This window comes from Streptomyces sp. NPDC026575 (assembly GCF_055567415.1).
In genome coordinates this window covers 256,716-275,435 of record NZ_JBVHQM010000002.1, presented here as the reverse complement: position 1 = coordinate 275,435, position 18,720 = coordinate 256,716, and the positions used below count along the sequence as shown (strand labels likewise).

Sequence of the window (18,720 nt, the reverse complement as noted above, 5' to 3'; positions counted from 1 at the left end):
TTGAGGGGAGCGATCACTATGGTCACCACCGGGCTGCGGCCGCGACGGTCCGCCGCGCTACGGCTCCTGGTCGTCGCGGTGGCGCTGGCCGGCGCGCTGTTCGCCGCCGCCGTCCCGGCGTCCGCGCACGCCGCGCTGACCGGCAGCACGCCGGCGCAGGGTTCGGTGGTGGACCGCGCACCCGAGCAGGTGACGCTCACCTTCTCCGAGGGCGTGGCGATGAGCGACGACTCCATCCGGGTCCTGGATCCGCGGGGCAAACGGGTGGACCGCGGCAAGCTGCGCAACCTGTGCAGCGGCAGCGTCGTCAAGTACGGCACGGGGCTGCCGCCGGGGCTCCGCGACGGTACGTACACCGTCGCCTGGCAGGCGGTCTCCGCCGACAGCCACCCCGTCTCCGGCGCCTTCACCTTCTCCGTCGGCGCGCCCTCCAAGTCCGCCGCTGCGCTCCCTGCGCAGGAGGTCGGCGGCGGGCTGGTCGGTGCGCTCTACGGCGTCGCCCGCTACCTGGCCTACGCCGGGTTCGTGCTGCTGGTCGGCGGTGCCGCCTTCGTGGTGGCCTGCCGGCCGGCCGCGGCGCTCGTACGGTCGGTGCAGCGGCTGGTCGTCCAGGGCTGGGTGGTGCTGACCGCCACCACGCTCGCGATGCTGCTGCTGCGCACCCCGTACACCGGGTCCGGTGATCTCGCCGACGTCTTCGACCTCGGTGGCCTCCAGCAGGTTTTGATCACCAAGCCGGGCGCGGCGCTGGTCTCCCGGCTGCTGCTGCTCGCGGCCGCGGCGCTGTTCGTCGCGGTGCTCTTCGGGGCGTACGCGCGGCTGCAGGAGCCACAGGAGGCGCAGGAGGAGGCCGAGGGGGACGGGACCGAGGCGGTCGGGACCGCGGACGCCGGCGACGAACCCGGCGACGGTGCCGACAAGGCCCTGGACCCCGCCGAGGAGGCCAAGCGGCGCAAGGACCTGACCTTCGGGCTGGGCATCGGCGGGGTGATCGTCGCGACCGGGCTCGCCGCGACCTGGGCGATGGCCGAACACGCCTCGACCGGACTGCAGCCCGCCGTCGCGATGCCGGTCGACGTGCTGCATCTGCTCGCGGTCGCCGCCTGGCTCGGCGGGCTGGCGGCGCTGGTGGTCTCCCTGTACTGGGGCCCGCCGGTCGAGCGGACCGCCGTACGCCGCTTCTCGCGGATCGCGTTCGGCTCCGTGGTGGTGCTGGTGGCCACGGGTGTCTATCAGTCCTGGCGGCAGGTCGGCAGCTGGCACGCCCTCACCGACACCTCCTACGGGCGGCTGCTGCTGCTCAAGGTGGGCCTGGTGGTGGTCCTGGTCGGGATCGCCGCGGTGTCGCGGCGGTGGACGGGGCGCCTGGGCGAGGTGACCGAGGCGCCCGAGCCCGAGCTCGTTCCCGCCCTCGTCCCCGACCACGGCCCCGAGCCCGAGCCCGACCACGACCCGGCCGCCGGAGCCGCTCCGGACGCCGCCCGCGCCGCTCAACTGGCCCGTCAGCGGGCCGCCTTGCGCACCGCCCGGACCAAGCGGCTGCGCGACGCGGACCCCGAGCGGCTGGGGCTGCGCCGGTCGGTCCTGGCCGAGGCCGCGGTCGCCGTCGTCCTGCTGGTGGTCACGACGGTGCTGACCGCCACCGAGCCGGCCCGTACGGAGGAGGCGGTCAAGGCCGCTTCCGGCGGGCAGTCCACGGCGACCAACCAGCCGCAGGTGCTGACCATCCCGTTCGACACCGGCGGTCCGGGCGGCAAGGGCACCGCCCGCCTCGACCTCGACCCCGGGAGCAGCGGCAACGCCAATGAGCTGCGGCTGCGGCTCTCCGACCCGTCGGGCAAGGCCATGGACGTTCCCGAGGTGAAGGTCTCCTTCACCCAGAAGTCCAAGAAGATCGGGCCGCTGCCCTTCTCCCCCCGGCACATCGGCAAGGGCCACTGGCGCGCGAGCGGCGTCCAGCTGCCGGTCCCCGGGCAGTGGCAGCTCTCGCTGCTCGTACGGACCTCCGACATCGACCAGGTGACCGAGACCAAGAACGTGAAGATCGGCTGATGAGCAAGCGAACCGAACAGACCGCCGACCCCCGGGCCGCCGACCCGAAGACCTCCGCCGACCCGAAGAACTCCGGTGAGTCCCCCGGCGGGGCCGAGGCCGCCCCGATGGCGCTCTCCCGCCGCCGGCTGCTCGGCACCGTCGGCGCGGCCGGCGCGGCCGGGCTGGTCGTCGGCGGGGCCGGCGGCGCCATCGGCGCCTCCGCCTCCCAGGAGGACGCGCCCAAGGCCCTCACCACCATCGGGTCGACCGAGGTGCCGTTCCGGGCGGCGCGGGCCAGGCACCAGGCGGGGATCACCACTCCGCTGCAGGCCAACGGGCATCTCGCCGCCTTCGACCTGGCGCCGGGCGCGGACCGCAAGGCCGCGGCGGCGCTGCTGCGCCGCTGGTCGCGGACGGCCGAGGAGCTGATGGCCGGGCGCGCCCCGGACGCCGACACCGGGGTCGCCCTGGACGCCGGCCCGTCCTCGCTGACCGTCACCTTCGGCTTCGGCCACAGCTTCTTCGGCCGTACGGGCCTTGCCGAGCGGCGCCCCGTACAGCTCGACCCGCTGCCCGACTTCTCCGCGGACGCGCTGGACCCCGGGCGCAGCAACGGCGATCTGTGGATCCAGATAGGCGCCGACGACGCACTGGTCGCCTTCCACGCGCTGCGGGCGCTGCAGAAGGACGCGGCGGGCAGCGCCCGGCTGCGCTGGCAGATGAACGGCTTCAACCGCACTCCGGGTGCCACCGCGCACCCGATGACCGCCCGCAACCTGATGGGCCAGGTCGACGGCACCAACAACCCCAAGCCGTCGGACGAGGACTTCGACGAGCGGATCTTCGTGGGGCGGGACGCCGACCAGCAGTGGATGCGCGGCGGCTCCTACGCCGTCGTCCGCCGGATCCGGATGCTGCTGGACGACTGGGAGAAGCGCTCCCGGCACGAGCAGGAGCGGGTCATCGGGCGTCGCAAGGACAACGGGGCGCCGCTGACCGGCGGCTCGGAGACCACTCCGATGCGGCTGGACGCGACCGGCCCGGACGGGCTGCCGGTCATCCCGGCCAACGCGCACGCCCGGATCGCGGCGCCGGAGTCCAACCAGGGAGCGGCGATGCTGCGCCGCCCGTTCTCCTTCCACGACGGCTACCGCGAGGACGGCGCCCCGGACGCCGGGCTGCTGTTCGTCTGCTGGCAGGCCGATCCGCTGCGCGCCTTCACCCAGATCCAGCGGAAGCTGGACCGCGGGGACGCGCTGTCGCCGTTCCTGCGGCACGAGGCCAGCGGATTGTTCGCGGTGCCGCCGGCCGCGGAACCGGGCGACTACGTGGGCCGGCCGCTGCTGGAGGGCTGATCACCGGCGGCGGGGGTGATCCTCCGGCGGCCGTCCCCCGAGGCTGTCCGCGGCGGCCGCCCCCGGAGGCCGTCCCCAGGCCGTCCAGCGGCTGGAAGGCCCGCCCGGCGGCCGGAACGGCTCGGTATCGTGGCAGGGCAGGGAGAAAGATCGGCGGGGTGCCCCCGCAGCCACGCGAGGGAGTGCTCAAGGATGTCGGCCAGCCGCTATACCTATCTCGGCCCCGCGGGCACGTTCACCGAGGCCGCGCTGCGCAGCCTTCCCGAGGCGGCGACCCGCGAGCTGGTGCCGATGGTGTCGGTGCCGGCCGCCCTGGACGCGGTGCGCGCCGGTGAGGCCGCCGCCGCCCTGGTGCCGATCGAGAACTCCGTCGAGGGCGGGGTGACCACCACCCTCGACGAACTGGCCGCCGGCGAGCCGCTGATGATCTACCGCGAGGTGCTGCTGCCGATCGCCTTCGCCCTGCTCGTACGGCCCGGGACGGCGCTCGGCGACGTCAAGACGGTGACCGGGCACCCGGTCGCCCAGCCGCAGGTGCGCAAGTGGCTGGCGGCCCAACTCCCGGAAGCGGTGTGGGAGTCGGCGGCCTCGAACGCCGACGGCGCGCGGCTGGTGCAGGAGGGCCGCTACGACGGCGCGTTCGCGGGCGAGTTCGCGGCGGCGACGTACGGGCTCACGCCGCTGGTCACCGACATCCACGACGCGCAGAACGCGGCCACCCGCTTCGTCCTGGTGGGCCGCCCGGCCCGGCCCGCGGCGCCCACCGGCGCGGACAAGACCTCGGTCGTGCTGTGGCTGGCCGAGGACCACCCCGGTGCGCTGCTGGAGCTGCTGCAGGAGTACGCGGTGCGCGGCGTCAGCATGATGCGGATCGAGTCCCGGCCGACCGGGGAGGGCATCGGCCGCTACTGCTTCTCGGTGGACTGCGAGGGGCACATCACCGACCGCCGGGTCAGCGAGGTGCTGATGGGACTCAAGCGGGTCTGCCGCGAGGTGCGGTTCCTCGGCTCGTATCCGCGGGCGGACGAGCTGACGCCGAGCGTGCGGCGGCAGATGACGGACTCGGCGTTCACCGAGGCGTCCGACTGGCTGGCGCGCTGCCTCGACGGGCGGGGCTGAGCCGCCCGCGGTCCGGGCACGACCTGCGGCTTTCAGCGGCCTGTGGGTTGTCCACAAAGTTATCCACAGGCTCGGTTCTCGACCTGTGGGTAAGTCGACATGAAAGCCGGGCGGAGTCGACAAATCGGTCTACTGACACCACATTGCTCCACAGCGCCCCACCGGGGCCTCCGTCAGCACAATTCATGCGATCAATCCTTTAGAGCGAGGCAATCCCACACGAAAGAGTGCGTGAACGGGGTTTGGACCAAGAATCCATAGCCGACCATTTCGGCAGCGGAATGATCGACTCCGACTTCCACAGATCTCACACACAGCCTGTGGATAAGCATCGGAGAACCCTCGCCCCCTGTGGACAACCGAGGGATCTCCGGGGAAAACCAGGGCCCCAACTCCCGTTGTCCACACGATGGATCACCCGGCGCCCACCCCCATGAAAGCCCCCATCGCGGACATCCGGAATTCCTCCGCCCACCCCCTCGCGCTTATCCGCCGCTTACCAGTCGACCCCTCGCGCACCCCCCCTCCCCTCCCCGACCCCCTAAGGGAATAAATGACCCAAAACGGTCAAAACGATATGCCGGGGAATATCGCGTCGAGGAGCCGCGCGCGACCCCGGTAGCCTGGGGGTGTGATTGACCTTCGCCTGCTCCGTGAGGACCCCGACCGTGTGCGCGCGTCCCAGCGCGCCCGTGGAGAGGACGTCGAGCTCGTCGACGCGCTTCTCTCCGCCGACGAGCGGCGCAGGTCGTCCAGCGTCCGCTTCGACGAGCTGCGTGCCGAGCAGAAGGCGCTCGGCAAGCTCATCCCCAAGGCCAGTGGCGACGAGAAGGCCGAGCTGCTGAAGAAGGCCGGCGAGCTGGCCGCCGCCGTCAAGGCCGCCGACGCCGCCCAGGACGAGGCCAAGGACGAGACCCAGCAGCTGCTGCTGAAGCTCGGCAACCTCGTCCACCCCGACGTCCCCGTCGGCGGCGAGGAGGACTTCACGGTCCTGGAGACGCACGGCACGATCCGCGACTTCGACGCCGAGGGCTTCGCCCCCAAGGACCACCTGGAGATCGGCGAGCTGCTCGGCGCGATCGACGTCGAGCGCGGCGCCAAGGTCTCCGGCTCCCGCTTCTACTACCTGACGGGTGTCGGCGCGCTGCTGGAGCTCGCCCTCGTCAACGCCGCCATCGCCCAGGCCACCGCGGCCGGCTTCACGCCGATGCTGACCCCCGCCCTGGTCCGCCCGCGCGCCATGGAGGGCACGGGCTTCCTCGGCCAGGCCGCCGAGAACGTCTACCACCTCGAAAAGGACGACTACTACCTGGTCGGCACCTCCGAGGTCCCGCTCGCCGCGTACCACATGGACGAGATCGTCGACGCGGCCAAGCTGCCGCTGCGCTACGCCGGTTTCTCCCCGTGCTTCCGCCGTGAGGCCGGCACGTACGGCAAGGACACCCGCGGCATCTTCCGGGTCCACCAGTTCGACAAGGTGGAGATGTTCTCCTACGTCGCGCCGCAGGACGCGCAGGCCGAGCACCAGCGGCTGCTGGACTGGGAGAAGCAGTGGCTGACCTCCCTGGAGCTGCCGTTCCAGGTCATCGACGTCGCCACCGGTGACCTCGGCGCCTCGGCCTCCCGCAAGTTCGACTGCGAGGCGTGGATCCCGACCCAGGGCAAGTACCGCGAGCTGACCTCGGCCTCCAACTGCGACGAGTTCCAGGCCCGCCGGCTCTCGGTCCGGATGCGCGAGACCGTCGACGGCAAGCAGAAGGTCCAGCCGCTCGCGACCCTCAACGGCACGCTCTGCGCGGTCCCCCGCACGATCGTGGCGATCTTCGAGAACCACCAGCAGGCGGACGGCTCCGTGCGCGTTCCCGAGGTGCTCCGCCCCTACCTGGGCGGCCGGGAGATCCTGGAGCCCCTCGCCAAGTGAGCGCATCGGCTCCGACGGCCGCCGCACCGCTGCCGTACAAGCTCATCGCGACGGATCTCGACGGCACGCTGCTGCGCCCGGACGAGACCGTCTCCGGGCGCACCCGTCAGGCGCTCGCCGCGGCCACCGCGGCGGGCGCGGCGCACATCGTCGTCACCGGCCGTTCGGTGCCCTGGACCCGGCACATCCTCGACGCGCTGGACTACCACGGCCTCGCGGTGTGCGGCCAGGGCGGGCAGGTCTACCACGCCGGTGAGCGTCGGCTGCTGACATCGGTGACGCTCGACCGGCAGCTGGCCGGGCTGGCGCTGTCCAAGATCGAGGCCGAGGTCGGCCCGCTGTTCCTGGCCGCGAGCCGGGACGGTCTGGACGGTCAGGTGCTGGTCGGCCCCGGTTACCGCGTCCAGGAAGGCCCGCTGCCGAATGTCCTGGTGGACGACCCCGGCGAGCTGTGGGCCGCACCGCTGAACAAGGTCTACCTCCAGCATCCGACGCTGGACGACGATGCGCTGGCACAGGCCGCGCGCCAGGTCGCCGGTGATCTGGTGGGCGTGACGATGGCCGGTCCGGGCGTCGTGGAGCTGCTGCCGCTCGGTCTGACCAAGGCCACCGGCCTCTCGCTGGCCGCCCGCCGCCTGGGCATCACCGCCAAGGAGACCGTGGCCTTCGGCGATATGCCCAACGACATCCCGATGTTCGCCTGGGCGGCGCACGGCGTGGCGATGGCCAACGCCCATGACGAGCTGAAGGCCGTCGCGGACGAGGTGACGGCCTCGCACGAGGACGACGGGATCGCGGTCGTGCTGGAGCGGGTCTACGGGCTCTGACCGGCCTCCGGCTCCGCCTCGTCGACGACCGCCGCCGCCGGGGTCAGCGGCCAGGCCGCGAAGCCCATGACCAGCGCGATGGCGTGGCCGAAGTCGGTGAAGGTCGCGCCGGTCGTCAGCGGGACACCGAAGAAGACCAGCACCGCGACGAGGTAGACATAGCGCCAGGGCGGGGGCAGCCGGTAGGTCAGTACGCCGGCGGCCGCGGCCAGCCCGTAGGAGACGCCGATGTCGACGACATGTGTCATCGAGCGCGGCAGCTGGTGGCCCTCGATGGCCAGCAGGACCAGTTCCTGGCTGGCCAGGGTGGCGGCGACATGCGCGCCGCCGACGATCAGCAGCCAGCGCCAGGTCCCCACCCAGCGCTCGACGTTGGCGTGCAGCAGCTCGAACATCACCGCGTAGAGCAGGAACGACTGCGGCCGTTCGATCCAGAAGCCGCTGATCAGCAGCGAGGGCAGCGGATGCTCGTTCAGCTCGTGGATGTTGCTGCTGGTGCGGTGCACCAGGAACTGCCCCAGTCCCTCGGAGGCGGAGGCGACCACGAGGCTGGTGACGCCGATGATCAGCAGCCAGATATGGGTGCCCGGACTCGTCCGCACCCAGTCCCTCACCCGGTCGGCGAGGCCGCGCCCGGACCACCACGGCCGACCGCCGCGCGGCGGCTCCATCAGCGGTCCCCTCGCCGGCGATCGGGTACACCGAAGCCGTGGGTACCGCCGGGGCCGTGTGTACTGCCGCAGCCGTCGGTACGTCTGACGGCCTTTCCGTCGGTATTCACCCTTTGAGGGTAGGCGGTGCCTGCCCTGTGGGAGGGCTGGACGTGCGGGTCGGCACCCGAAACCGTACGGCCGTACGCGGTTCCGGGTTGCCGCCCTGGGCCCTGGGACGATCTTCGCGGCGGTGCCACACCCCAGTCAATCCTCTGGTTTCCTTCCAAATCCCTTAGCCACAGCTTGGATAGGGCCACCGTGAGGGGGCTACCGTACCCAGGTGACCCTCGACGACCTGCGCGCTTTCGTGGCCGTGTGCGAGACGGGCAGCCTCAGCGCCGTCGCCCGACGGCTCGGCTGCACGCAGTCAGCCGTCAGCCAGCGCATCAAACGCCTCGAACGGGAGGCGGGCATCAGCCTGTTGGAGCGCCGGCCGCGCGGCGTCGCACCGACCCAGGCCGGCCGCATCCTCAACCGCGCGGCGGCGGACGGCCTCAGCGGACTGGACGTGGCCCTGCGGCAACTGGGCGATCTGCGCGCGGGCGACGGCGGCACGGTCCGGATCACCACCGGCGCCACGACCGTACGGCACTTCATGGCCGACGCGGTGGTCGCCTTCCGCGCCCGCCACCCGCACGTCAACTTGGAGTTCCAGACCGAGAGTTCCAGCCGCCGCTGCTTCGAGGCGGTCGCGGACGGCGGCTCCGAGCTGGCCTGGATCACCATCGGCCCGCCCGTGCGCGGTATCGAGCAGCATCCGGTCATCGGCCTGCCCTGGGTGCTGGCCGTACGCGCCGACGACCCGCTCGCCACCCGGGAGCGGATCGAGCCGGAGGAACTGGCCGGCGTCCGGCTCATCCGGCTGCCGGAGAACTCCACCTCCCGTATGCGGCTCGACGGCCACCTCGGCCACCGGGACGCAGGGCAGCTGCCGCCCCCGAGCACCACCAGCGTCGCCGACTGGGACACCGCCCTGCTGCTGGCCGAACTCGGCGTCGGCCACGCGGTCGTCCCGCGTCTGCCGGGGCTCGCGGCCACCGCCGACTCATCGCTGCGCCTGGTCCCGATCCCCGCGCTGCCCCCACTGGCCACCGGCTGGGCGGTGCGCACCTGGGCGGCGCTGAGCCCGGCGGCGGTGGAGTTCGCCGAGACGGTCAATGCGTGCCTCGGCGGCAGTGGTGCGCGGGGTTCGGGAGCCGGATCAACCGGTGCGCCAGGGGAAGCGCGGGCGGCGGCGTCCGGGGACAGGGCGTCGGGGGCGTAAGGCGTCATAGGGCGTCGTGGGGCGTCGTAGGGGCGATAGCGGGGCCTCGGGGCTCGGGCTGCGCCAGCCGGGGCGCTGCCGCGGCCCGACCGCACTGCGGCTGCGGCTGCGGCTGCGGCGCAGCGTCACCACCGCCCCACAATCGGCCACCACCCGGCAGCATCGCGTCAAACAGTGTCCACAACCCGTCAATGACGCGTCAGTGACTGGCGGAGGGGCGCGTTCCCCGGGCATAGCGTCGTCAGAGCCGAGCCCCGGCACATGCGTCATCCACCGGTCCGGGGCCGCCGATGTCCTGTTCGAGGAGCAACGCCGTGTCCCACCGTCTGTACGCGGAAGATCCTGAGCCTTCTGATCGTGTCCCGGCCGGGCCTCTCTTCGTCCCCGTCCGGTCGGGCCCCGCGGGCTGCACGGCCCGCCTGTTCCGCACCCCGCTCGGCGGCCGGACGGCCGTCGGCTTCACCTCCGCCCAGCGGCTCGCCGCGGCTCTGGGCGGCGGCCAGCCCTGGGTCAGGCTGTCCGAGCCCGCCCTGCGTGCGCTGGCCGAGCCCGTGGGCGCGACCGTGGTGACCGTCGACCCGCGGCTCTCCCCCGAGGTCCCCCGTACTGCGGCGCGCACCCCCGAGGTTCTCCGTACGGCGCGTACGCACCACCACCTACGGGCTGTCTGAGGGAGGGGCGACACATGAGCCACAGCACACTGCCCCGGACCGCCCAAGAGCCCGCCGTTCCGTCGCCGCCCGCCGCGGTGGCGCCGGCGGCGGCGGTACCGGCCGCCCCCCGACCCGCCGCCGACCGCGGCCCGCTCGCCATATGGCCCGGCTCCGCGGCGCCGCTCGGCCACGACGACATCGCCGTGGGCGGTGTCCCGCTCACCGAGCTGGCCGACCGCTTCGGCACCCCCGCCTATGTCCTGGACGAGGACGAGGTGCGCCACCGCTGCCGCGGCTACCTGAGGGACTTCCCGGACGCCGACGTCTACTACGCGGCCAAGGCGTTCCTGTGCCGCGCCCTGGTCCACTGGGTGCAGGAGGAGGGCCTCGGCCTGGACGTCTGCTCCGCCGGCGAGCTGGAGCTGGCCGTCACCACCGGCTTCCCGCCCGAGCGGATCGTGCTGCACGGCAACGCCAAGAGCCCGGCCGATCTGCAGACCGCGCTGCGGCTCGGCGTCGGCCGGATCGTCATCGACTCCACATCGGAGATCGCCCGGCTGGCGGCCGCGGTCCCGGCGGGCTCCCGGCAGAAGGTGCTGGTCAGGGTCGTGCCCGGGATCGCCGCGGGCGGCCACGCCAAGATCCGTACCGGGACCGACGACCAGAAGTTCGGGCTGTCGATCGCCGATGGTTCCGCCCAGCACGCCATCACCCGGGTGCTCGCCCAGCCGCGTCTCCAACTGGTCGGTCTGCACTGCCACTTGGGTTCGCAGATCACCACCGCCAAGCCGTATCTGTCGGCCGTACGGCGGCTGGTCGGCCTGCTGGCCCGGGTCCGTGAGCAGCACGGCGTCGCCCTCCCCGAGCTGGACCTCGGTGGCGGCCACGGCATCGCCTACCGCCCCGGTGAGCCCGTGCTCGACTCCGCCGCGCTCGGCGCCAAGGTGCGCGCGGAGCTGGCGAGCAGCTGCGCGGCGGCCGGTCTGCCGGTGCCCCGGCTGGCCGTCGAACCCGGACGCGCCATCGTGGGGCCGGCCGGTGTCGTCCTCTACCGGGTGCTGTCCGTCAAACGGACCGGCGCGCACACGTTCGTGGCGGTGGACGGCGGGATGAGCGACAACCCGCGGCCCGCGCTGTACGGGGTGCGCTATGCGCCCCGGCTGGTCGGGCGCGGCTCGCTCGCCGCGTCGGAACCCGTCACCGTCGTCGGCCGGCACTGCGAGGCCGGCGATGTGCTCGCCACCGACGTGCAGCTGCCGGGCGACATCCGGCCCGGCGACCTGCTGGCGGTGCCCGTCGCGGGCGCCTACCACCTCTCCATGGCCTCCGGCTACAACCTCGTCGGCCGCCCACCGGTCATCGCGGTCACCGACGGCCACGCCCGCCTTCTCGTACGGCGGGAATCCCTGGCGGACATCCAGGGGCGGGACGTCGGGCTGTAGGACGGGAGAGGGAGCGGTAGCGGGCGGTAATCCCGCTGTAAGAGCGGTAATCCAGTTGTAGGGGGCAGGAGTTGGGGCTCCTCGGGGCGGCGGCCGCAGTACGGTCGGCCCCCGAGGAGCCGTCACCGTTGCCCCGCCCCTGCCACCGTTGCCCACACCCCCGCAGTTTCCATGTAGCATGCATTCACCGGTTGTAGGATGACTGGGCAACCGGGCAGGCAGCGGCAACTACGGGCAGACGGGCGGGCGGAACGGATATGGCACTGCGGGCGGCAGGACGGCAATCCCTCGTGGACACCGTCGTCGAGGCACTGCGGTCCCAACTGGCGGCCGGGGAGTGGCAGGTCGGGGACCGCATCCCCACCGAGCACACGCTCGCCGAGCAGCTCCAGGTCGGTCGCAACACCGTCCGCGAGGCGGTGCGGGTGCTCGTACACGCCGGAATGCTGCGCTCACGGCAGGGCGAAGGCACCTTCGTCGTCTCCACCACGGATCCGGGCGACATCATGCGCGGGGTCCAACGGGCCGGCATCCGCGACGTACTGGAACTGCGGATCGCGCTGGAGGCGGAGGCCGCCCGGCTCGCCGCGCTGCGCCACCGGCCGGCCGACCTGGAGCGGATGCGGGCGGCCCTGGACGCCCAGGCGGACCTGGCGGACGCGGACGGACAGCCCGGCTCCGGCAACCTGGAGCTCTACGCCGACCACGACATCGCCTTCCACAAGGCCGTCGTCGAGGCCGCGCACAACACCGCGCTGACGGCGACCTACGGCTGGTTCAGCAGCTCGGTACGGGAGGCGCTGGTCAGCGGGCTCGACGACCAGGCGATGCCGAAGATCGAGCACGGGGACCACCGCGCCGTCATGGAGGCGATCGCGGCGGGCGACCCGGAGGCCGCGGAGCGCGCCACCCGCGAACTGCTGGAGAAACCCAAGCGGGCCGTGGAGGCCCTGCTGGACGACGGCCGCTGACGGCAAAGGAGCCGTCTTCCGCTTCTTGTCCTTCTTTCCTTCCCTCCGGGTTCCTTTTACGCATCACACTCATGGCGAGGTAACGCACGCATGTCAGGGTCCAGGCCCCAAGCACCTTTGATCGACGCCGAGGAGGGCTTGGTCGCGACACCGCCCGTCGCCGCCGCCCGCCGGCGGTTGCGGGCCGTCCACCCGGCGCTCGTGCTGATCGGGATCGTGCTCGCCGCGCTCAACATGCGGGCGGCGCTGGCCGGGGTCTCGCCGCTGCTCGGCGAGATCGGTACGCACTTCCATCTGACCGCGACCGCCAGCAGTCTGGTGACCACGATCCCACTGATCTTCATGGGCCTGGGATCGATCGTCGCGCCGAGGCTGGCACGGCGATGGGGCACCGAAGCGGCGCTGTGCGCGGCGCTGGTGGCGCTGTGCGGGGGCATCGTGCTGCGGATCGCGCCGCCGGTGGTGGCGCTGTTCGCCGGGTGTGCGGTGGTCGGCTCCTCCATAGCCCTGCTGAACGTGCTGATGCCGGGCCTGATCAAGCGGGACTTCCCCGATCGGGCCGCGGGTATGACCGCGCTGTACTCGACGGCGATGATCCTGGGCGCCACGGTCTCCGCCGCCTCCGCGGTCCCGCTGGAGAACGCGCTCGGCAGCTGGCAGGGGGCGCTGGTCTCCTGGTCGCTGCTGGCCGCCGTCGCCGCGGTGGCCTGGATCCCGCAGGCGCTGACGGCCCGCCGCGGCACCCGGCACGGTGCCGCCGCGGCCGTGTCCGCACACCAGGCCGAGGCGGGACCGAGGCTGAGCCGCTCGCCGCTGGCCTGGCAGGTCACGCTCTTCATGGGCTCGCAGTCGCTGATCGCGTACGTGGTCATCGCCTGGATGCCGACCGTCTTCACCGACCACGGCATGGGCAAGGGCGAGGCGGGGCTGGTCTTCGCCTTCAGCACGCTGGTGCAGATGGTCGGTTCGTTCGTGGTGCCGATGCTCGCGGGGCGGATGCGGCGCCAGCGACTGCTGGGGGTGGCGGTGTCCGCGCTGATGGCCTGTGGCGTCGCCGGTCTGCTGCTGGCGCCGGTGGCGGGTGCATGGCTGTGGGCCGTCCTGCTGGGCGTCGGCCAGGGCGGCGCGCTGGGTCTGGCCCTGACGATGATGGTCCTGCGCTCCGGCGATGCCCACACCGCCGCCCGGCTGTCCGGCATGGCCCAGACGGGCGGCTACCTGCTCGCCGCCGCCGGCCCGCTGGCCCTCGGTGCCGTCCATCAGGCCACCGGCGGCTGGACGGTGCCCCTTGTGCTGCTGCTCGGGGTCTGCGGCGGTCTGGCGCTGCTGGGCCTGGGCGCGGGGCGCGACCGCAGGATCGGGGACGCGGGCGGGGCGTAGGGCCATAGGGGCCGGTGGCTGGCCCGGTAGGTAGGTAGGGGCCCGTGGCCGGCCGGTGGCAGCACGTGGGGCACGTCGGGGCACCTAGCGGCATCTGTGGCCGTGCGTGCACGTGCCCCCCTGCGGGCACGCACGGGGGCACCCAGTGTGGGCACGTCGGCACCAAGTGTGGGCTCCCCATGACGAGGGGGTGAACGATCTCCCTCATCAGCAACGATCCGGGGGTGGCCACGGCCTCGCCGTGCGGCCGTGGCCTACCGTGCCCCCATGAGCGACGTTCAGCACACCGACCGCCGACCGGGGCCGCGGCTCTCCCGCACCGGCTGGCTCATCGTTGTCGCCGTCCTGGCCGTCCTGGCCATTCTGGCCGTGCTGCTCGTGCCGCGGTTGCTGCGCGGGCCGGGGGGCGGCGAGAAGCTGACCGTGCCGGAGGGGCAACGGGCCACCCAGGTCTACGCCGCCGTCGACAAGGCGCTGCATCTGCCCGGTGGCTCCACCGCGAAGGCCGCCAAGAGCGCGAAGCTCCCGCTGCCGGATGGGGCGAACGGCAATCCGGAGGGCTACCTCTTCCCGGCGACCTATCCGATCCAGTCGGACACCACGCCGGCGTCGCTGCTCTCGTACATGGTCAAGACCGCCAATGAGCGACTCGCCGCGGACAAGATCAGCTCCTACCGTACGGTCGTGATCGCCAGCATCGTGCAGGCCGAGGCCGACCGGCCGGCCGATATGGGCAAGGTCGCCCGGGTCATCGACAACCGGATCGCCCGGCACATGCCGCTGCAGATGGATTCGACGATCAACTACGCGCTGGGCCGCAGCACGCTCAACACCAGCCACGCCGACACCCGGACCAACAGCCCCTACAACACCTACAAGCACGAGGGCCTGCCGCCCACCCCGATCGACAATCCCGGGGCGGACGCGCTGAAGGCGGCCGGTGCGCCGCCCGCGGGCGACTGGCTGTACTTCGTCACCGTCAAGCCGGGCGACACCCGCTTCACCGCCGACTACCAGGAGCATCTGCGCAACGTCCGGGAGTTCAACGCCCAGCAGAAGAACGGCGCCGGGGGCGGAGGCGGCGCGTAGGGATGGCGTGGGCCGGGCGCGCCCGGGACGGCGTGGGCCGGGCGCGCCCGGGACAGCGCCGGTGGGGCGGTGGACCCGGAGTGGGGGCCCGGGGCGGTGGGCCCAGGGCGGTGGGACCGGGGCGGTGGGCCCAGGGGCGGTTCGGTTTCCGGCCCCCGGGCCCACCGGATCGATCGGCTCTACTCCTCGCCCGCCAGGGTCAGCGCCTTGAGCCGCCGGGCCGCGTACCAGGTCGCGAGAACCGTGAGGGCCGCCAACAGGCATATCGCGAGCGGCAGTTGGACATCGGAGGTGATCGCACCCTCCGCGGCCGTGTGCTGGCCGACCGCCAGCGCCCACTGCTGGATGCTGAGGGTCTTCGCGCCCGGGACGAGGGTGCCGACGAGGGCCTCCCAGACCAGGGCGTAGACCAGGCCGAAGACCACGGCGTGCCGGGTGATCGTGCCGAAGAGCAGGAAGAGCGCGCTGTAGGCGACCGAGGCGATGGCCGCCGCCACCGCGTACCCCACCGCTATCTGCTGGCTGTTGCCGTTGAGCAGGAAGCCGGCGAACAGGACGGGGACGGCGGAGAAGACGACCGTGACACCTATCGCGACCAGGAGCTTGGTGAGGATGATTGTCGGCCGGGGCACCGGCTTGGCCAGGAGGTAGACCACCGAGCCGTCGTCGATCTCCGGTCCGATGGCGCCCGTACCGGCGATGACGCCGATCAGCGGCACCATCGTGCCCAGCGCGAAGCCGCCCAGGATGCCGCCGGCGGTGGAGTCGTCGGCGCCGGCCAACGCACGGACGGCCACCGCGATGACCACCAGAAGAGTGGGCAGCGCGAAGAGGATCAGAGCCCGCCGCCGGCCGAGCAGGGCGCGGTAGGTGAGTCGGGCGACGGTCGGGTGGAACAGCGTGGCCTTGGGACCGGCGGGCGCCGGCGCGGCCGTCGGAGTGGTCGTGGACATGCCTCGGGGCTCCTTTCCGGCCTCAGGCCGCGACGAGGTAGGAGAAGACGGATTCCAGCGATTCATCGGAGGGCGAGACCGTCAGCAGGCGGATGCCGTGGTCCCGGGCGACCCGCGGCAGGAGTTCGGTGAAGCGGCCGAAGTCGACCGCCTGGATGCGCAGCGCGCCCTCGACGAGGTCGACCTCGATGCCGGACGTCGAGGGGTCGGCGATCAGCGCCCCGGCCAGCGCCCGGTCGTTGTCGGACCGGACGAGGTAGCGGTGCGGCCGGTCGGTCATCAGCCGGCGGATCTTGCGGAAGTCGCCGGACGCGGCATGCCGGCCGGCCACCACCACCTCGATGTGCGAGGCGAGTTGCTCGACCTCTTCGAGGATGTGCGAGGAGAACAGAACCGTGCGGCCCTGGTCGCCCATCCGTCGCAGCAGCTCCATCAGCTGCATCCGCTGGCGCGGGTCCATGCCGTTGAAGGGCTCGTCGAGCAGCAGCACGGACGGGTCGTGGACCAGCGCGGACGCCATCTTGACGCGCTGCCGCATGCCCTTGCTGTACGTCGAGATCTTGCGGTCCTGGGCGTACTCCATCTCGACGGTGGCCAGCGCCCTGGCCGCCTCCGCCCGGCCGAGGCCGTGCAACTCCGCGTTGGTGACGACGAATTCGCGCCCGGTCAGGAAGTCGTACATCGCCTCGCGCTCGGGGACGATGCCTATGTGGCGGTAGATACCGGCGTTGCGCCAGATCGTCGTCCCGTCGAGGGTGACGGAGCCGTTGGAGGGGGCGAGGAATCCGCCCATCATGTTGATGAGGGTGGACTTGCCGGCGCCGTTGGGGCCGAGCAGGCCGGTGACGCCGGGGCCGATGGTCATGGTGATGTCGTTGACGGCGACGACATTGCCGAACCAGCGCGAGACGTGGTCGATGGTGACAGTGCTCATGGGCGCGGCCCGTTCCTTCGAGGGGTGGTGGTGGGCGACGGGCGGGCGGTCACAGGCCGGCCTTCCGATAGCGACGCATCAGCAGGGCATAGCTGCCGGCGATGACGGTCAGCGTGACAAGGAGGTAGACGAACCCGGCACCGGTCGTCGGCGCGAGACTGTTGGGGAAGGAGCTGGTGCCGCCGAGGAAGGTCGACTGCACCCCGTCGATCAGCGTGATGGGGGAGAACAGCCCCAGCCAGCCGACGGCGGATTCGTTGCCCTGGACGAAGGCGATGCCCTGGATCGCGCTCACCGCGCCGTACGGAATGGTGAGGACGGCGATCACGGCGGCGACGCCGAAGCCCCGGCGCGGCGTGAGGGCGGAGATGACCAGCCCTATCCCGGCGAACAGCAGCGACAGCAGCAGCACCGAGACGAGTCCCTGCGCCAGCCCCTTGGTCTGGTCGAGGAAGTCCATCTTCGCCAGCAGCGCCCCGACGTAGAGGACCAGCAGCGGCGTCGCGGTGAGGATGAACAGGGCGCTCGCCATGGCCGCGAACTTCGACGCCACATAGTCGCCGCGCTCGATCGGGCGGGAGAAGTACAGCGGTATGGACTTGAAGCGCAGATCGCGGGAGACGGACTGCGGGGCCTGGGAGGCGAGATAGAGGCCGATGACGGCCTGGAGGAAGATGGCGTAGCGGGTGTAGCCGACCGGGAGGCTGGCGGCCTTGGTGAACACCGCCACCGCGACCATGATGGCGGCGGGCAGGCACATCACGGCGAAGAGCAGCATCGGCAGCACCTTGCTCTTGGCCGAACGGCCCAGGCCGTAGGCGCCGCGCAGGCTCTGCGAGAACAGCGACCGGCGGGCGTAGGCACGGCCCAGCCGCGGGCCGTCGTAGTGGCGGTAGCCGATGTTGTGGATATAGGCGCCGCCTGGCGTGGCGGATACCGAGGTCGTGGGCTCAGGCGACATCGTGGGCGCCTCCGTCCTGGCGGGCGTACGGGGCGCTCGGGGCGCCTGCGGTGACGGCTTCGGCGGCGGCGTGCGCCGCGTCCGCGTCGTGGAAGACCTCGGCGATCTGGTGGCGGCGCTGTTCCATCCGGACCAGGCCCAGCCCGAGTCCGGCGACGGTGTCCCGCACCAGGTCGTAGGTCTCCTCGCCGGCCGCCTCGACGAACAGCAGGCGGCCGGCGGAGGCGAGCCCCTCGGTGCCGGCGGTCCGGGTGGCCACCGCAACGCCGGCGCCGGCCAGTGCGCCGCGCAGGGCTTCGGTGCCGTCCGGATGGGCGTCGGTGTCCGTGACCTCGACCACCAGGGAGGTCGTGACCTGCGTGAACTCATCGGTGGAGGAGGAGCGCAGCAGCTTGCCGCCGTCGATGACGACGACGTGGTCGCAGGTGCGCTCCAGCTCACCGAGGAGATGGGAGGTCACCAGGACGGAGATGCCGAAGTCGCTGTGGATGCGCCGGATCAGGCCGAGCATCTCGTCCCGCCCGGCCGGATCGAGGCCGTTGGTGGGCTCGTCGAGGAAGACCAGCTGCGGGTCGTGGACCAGCGCCTGGGCGAGCTTCACCCGCTGCTTCATGCCCGTCGAATAGCCGCCGATGGGGCGGTATCGCTCCTCGTAGAGGCCGACGTGGCGCAGGGTGTCGGCGGTGCGCTCGCGGGCGGCGGTCGGCGGCAGGCCGGCCATCCGGGCCATGTGCACGACGAATTCCGTGGCCGAGACATCCGGCGGCAGGCAGTCGTGCTCGGGCATGTAGCCGACCCGCTCACGAATCGCGCTGCCGTCCTTGGTCACGTCCAGGCCGAGGACATGCGCGGTCCCCTCGGTGGCCGGGGCCAGTCCGAGAAGGATCTTGATCAGGGTGGACTTGCCGGCGCCGTTGGCACCCACCAGGCCCGTTACGCCGGGGGCGATGTCAACGGAGAGCCGGTCCAAAGCGGTCACCCGCGGGAACCGCTTGCTCAGGCTTTCGGTCACGATCACAGTCACGTCATCGACGGTAGTGGCGTCCGCCACAGCGGTCGTCAACCCAGATGCTGGGATCCGCCTCCCCCTGCGGTATTACGGCC

Annotated in this window: 16 protein-coding genes; 11 read left to right on the top strand and 5 right to left on the bottom strand. The window is 72.2% G+C overall.

Annotation, left to right across the window (positions count from 1 at the left end):
• The first annotated feature begins 18 nt into the window (after window positions 1-18).
• The 5 genes from ACZ4NB_RS03575 (at window position 19) to ACZ4NB_RS03555 (ending at window position 7,256) form a co-directional block, all read left to right on the top strand.
• Window positions 19-2,052, top strand: coding sequence for a copper resistance CopC/CopD family protein (locus ACZ4NB_RS03575; RefSeq protein WP_467658019.1), 2,034 nt, complete (start codon window positions 19-21; stop codon window positions 2,050-2,052).
• Window positions 2,052-3,389, top strand: a complete 1,338-nt coding sequence (gene efeB / locus ACZ4NB_RS03570) for an iron uptake transporter deferrochelatase/peroxidase subunit (protein WP_467658017.1) — start codon at window positions 2,052-2,054, stop codon at window positions 3,387-3,389. Before ACZ4NB_RS03575 ends, efeB begins: the two co-directional genes overlap by 1 nt.
• Window positions 3,390-3,581: 192 nt before the next feature.
• Complete coding sequence (gene pheA, locus ACZ4NB_RS03565; protein WP_467658016.1) at window positions 3,582-4,508, top strand: prephenate dehydratase; 927 nt, start codon at window positions 3,582-3,584, stop codon at window positions 4,506-4,508.
• A gap of 631 nt (window positions 4,509-5,139) precedes the next feature.
• Window positions 5,140-6,429 carry a serine--tRNA ligase gene (gene serS, locus ACZ4NB_RS03560; protein ID WP_467658014.1) on the top strand — a complete coding sequence of 430 codons (1,290 nt, stop codon included), beginning with the start codon at window positions 5,140-5,142 and terminating at the stop codon, window positions 6,427-6,429.
• On the top strand, window positions 6,426-7,256 hold the full coding sequence (locus tag ACZ4NB_RS03555) for an HAD family hydrolase (protein ID WP_467658013.1): 831 nt from the start codon (window positions 6,426-6,428) through the stop codon (window positions 7,254-7,256). The genes serS and ACZ4NB_RS03555 overlap by 4 nt, the downstream gene beginning before the upstream one ends.
• Here the strand turns inward: ACZ4NB_RS03555 and ACZ4NB_RS03550 are convergent.
• Complete coding sequence (locus ACZ4NB_RS03550; RefSeq protein WP_467658011.1) at window positions 7,244-7,927, bottom strand: rhomboid-like protein; 684 nt, start codon at window positions 7,925-7,927, stop codon at window positions 7,244-7,246. The genes ACZ4NB_RS03555 and ACZ4NB_RS03550 overlap by 13 nt on opposite strands.
• Before the next feature lie 322 nt (window positions 7,928-8,249).
• Here ACZ4NB_RS03550 and ACZ4NB_RS03545 point away from each other — a divergent pair, with 322 nt between their 5' ends.
• The 6 genes from ACZ4NB_RS03545 to mltG all read left to right on the top strand — a co-directional run bounded on the left by ACZ4NB_RS03545 (window position 8,250) and on the right by mltG (window position 14,768).
• Entirely contained in the window at window positions 8,250-9,233 is a 984-nt protein-coding gene (locus ACZ4NB_RS03545) for a LysR family transcriptional regulator (RefSeq protein WP_467658010.1), read from the top strand.
• 314 nt (window positions 9,234-9,547) lie between these two features.
• The gene (locus ACZ4NB_RS03540) at window positions 9,548-9,904 is read left to right on the top strand and encodes an SAV_915 family protein (protein ID WP_467658008.1); all 357 of its coding nucleotides are present in this window, start codon (window positions 9,548-9,550) and stop codon (window positions 9,902-9,904) included.
• A 14-nt stretch (window positions 9,905-9,918) separates the two neighbouring features.
• Entirely contained in the window at window positions 9,919-11,328 is a 1,410-nt protein-coding gene (gene lysA, locus ACZ4NB_RS03535) for a diaminopimelate decarboxylase (RefSeq protein ID WP_467658007.1), read from the top strand.
• Window positions 11,329-11,585: 257 nt separating this feature from the next.
• On the top strand, window positions 11,586-12,299 hold the full coding sequence (locus ACZ4NB_RS03530; protein ID WP_467658005.1) for a FadR/GntR family transcriptional regulator: 714 nt from the start codon (window positions 11,586-11,588) through the stop codon (window positions 12,297-12,299).
• Window positions 12,300-12,389: 90 nt separating this feature from the next.
• Window positions 12,390-13,679, top strand: coding sequence for a CynX/NimT family MFS transporter (locus tag ACZ4NB_RS03525; protein ID WP_467658004.1), 1,290 nt, complete (start codon window positions 12,390-12,392; stop codon window positions 13,677-13,679).
• A gap of 267 nt (window positions 13,680-13,946) precedes the next feature.
• Window positions 13,947-14,768 (top strand): endolytic transglycosylase MltG, encoded by an 822-nt coding sequence (mltG, locus tag ACZ4NB_RS03520; protein WP_467658002.1) that lies wholly within the window; start codon window positions 13,947-13,949, stop codon window positions 14,766-14,768.
• Window positions 14,769-14,947: 179 nt separating this feature from the next.
• On the opposite strand, the gene ACZ4NB_RS03515 is transcribed toward mltG, so the two are convergent.
• From ACZ4NB_RS03515 to ACZ4NB_RS03500, 4 genes are all read right to left on the bottom strand, one after another.
• On the bottom strand, window positions 14,948-15,667 hold the full coding sequence (locus tag ACZ4NB_RS03515) for an ABC transporter permease subunit (RefSeq protein ID WP_467658221.1): 720 nt from the start codon (window positions 15,665-15,667) through the stop codon (window positions 14,948-14,950).
• 76 nt (window positions 15,668-15,743) lie between these two features.
• Entirely contained in the window at window positions 15,744-16,655 is a 912-nt protein-coding gene (locus ACZ4NB_RS03510) for an ABC transporter ATP-binding protein (RefSeq protein WP_467658001.1), read from the bottom strand.
• A gap of 49 nt (window positions 16,656-16,704) precedes the next feature.
• Complete coding sequence (locus ACZ4NB_RS03505) at window positions 16,705-17,616, bottom strand: ABC transporter permease (protein WP_467657999.1); 912 nt, start codon at window positions 17,614-17,616, stop codon at window positions 16,705-16,707.
• Window positions 17,606-18,667: an ABC transporter ATP-binding protein gene (locus ACZ4NB_RS03500; protein WP_467657997.1), complete on the bottom strand. Its 1,062-nt coding sequence runs from the start codon at window positions 18,665-18,667 to the stop codon at window positions 17,606-17,608. The genes ACZ4NB_RS03505 and ACZ4NB_RS03500 overlap by 11 nt, the downstream gene beginning before the upstream one ends.
• Window positions 18,668-18,720 lie beyond the last annotated feature (53 nt).

Excerpts from the sequence above, each read along its gene's own strand:
- ACZ4NB_RS03575 (WP_467658019.1), top strand. The coding sequence starts at position 19 with ATGGTCACCACCGGGCTGCGGCCGCGACGGTCCGCCGCGCTACGGCTC.
- efeB (WP_467658017.1), top strand. The coding sequence starts at position 2,052 with ATGAGCAAGCGAACCGAACAGACCGCCGACCCCCGGGCCGCCGACCCG.
- pheA (WP_467658016.1), top strand. The coding sequence starts at position 3,582 with ATGTCGGCCAGCCGCTATACCTATCTCGGCCCCGCGGGCACGTTCACC.
- ACZ4NB_RS03550 (WP_467658011.1), bottom strand. The coding sequence starts at position 7,927 with ATGGAGCCGCCGCGCGGCGGTCGGCCGTGGTGGTCCGGGCGCGGCCTC.
- lysA (WP_467658007.1), top strand. The coding sequence starts at position 9,919 with ATGAGCCACAGCACACTGCCCCGGACCGCCCAAGAGCCCGCCGTTCCG.
- ACZ4NB_RS03530 (WP_467658005.1), top strand. The coding sequence starts at position 11,586 with ATGGCACTGCGGGCGGCAGGACGGCAATCCCTCGTGGACACCGTCGTC.
- ACZ4NB_RS03525 (WP_467658004.1), top strand. The coding sequence starts at position 12,390 with ATGTCAGGGTCCAGGCCCCAAGCACCTTTGATCGACGCCGAGGAGGGC.
- mltG (WP_467658002.1), top strand. The coding sequence starts at position 13,947 with ATGAGCGACGTTCAGCACACCGACCGCCGACCGGGGCCGCGGCTCTCC.
- ACZ4NB_RS03510 (WP_467658001.1), bottom strand. The coding sequence starts at position 16,655 with ATGAGCACTGTCACCATCGACCACGTCTCGCGCTGGTTCGGCAATGTC.
- ACZ4NB_RS03505 (WP_467657999.1), bottom strand. The coding sequence starts at position 17,616 with ATGTCGCCTGAGCCCACGACCTCGGTATCCGCCACGCCAGGCGGCGCC.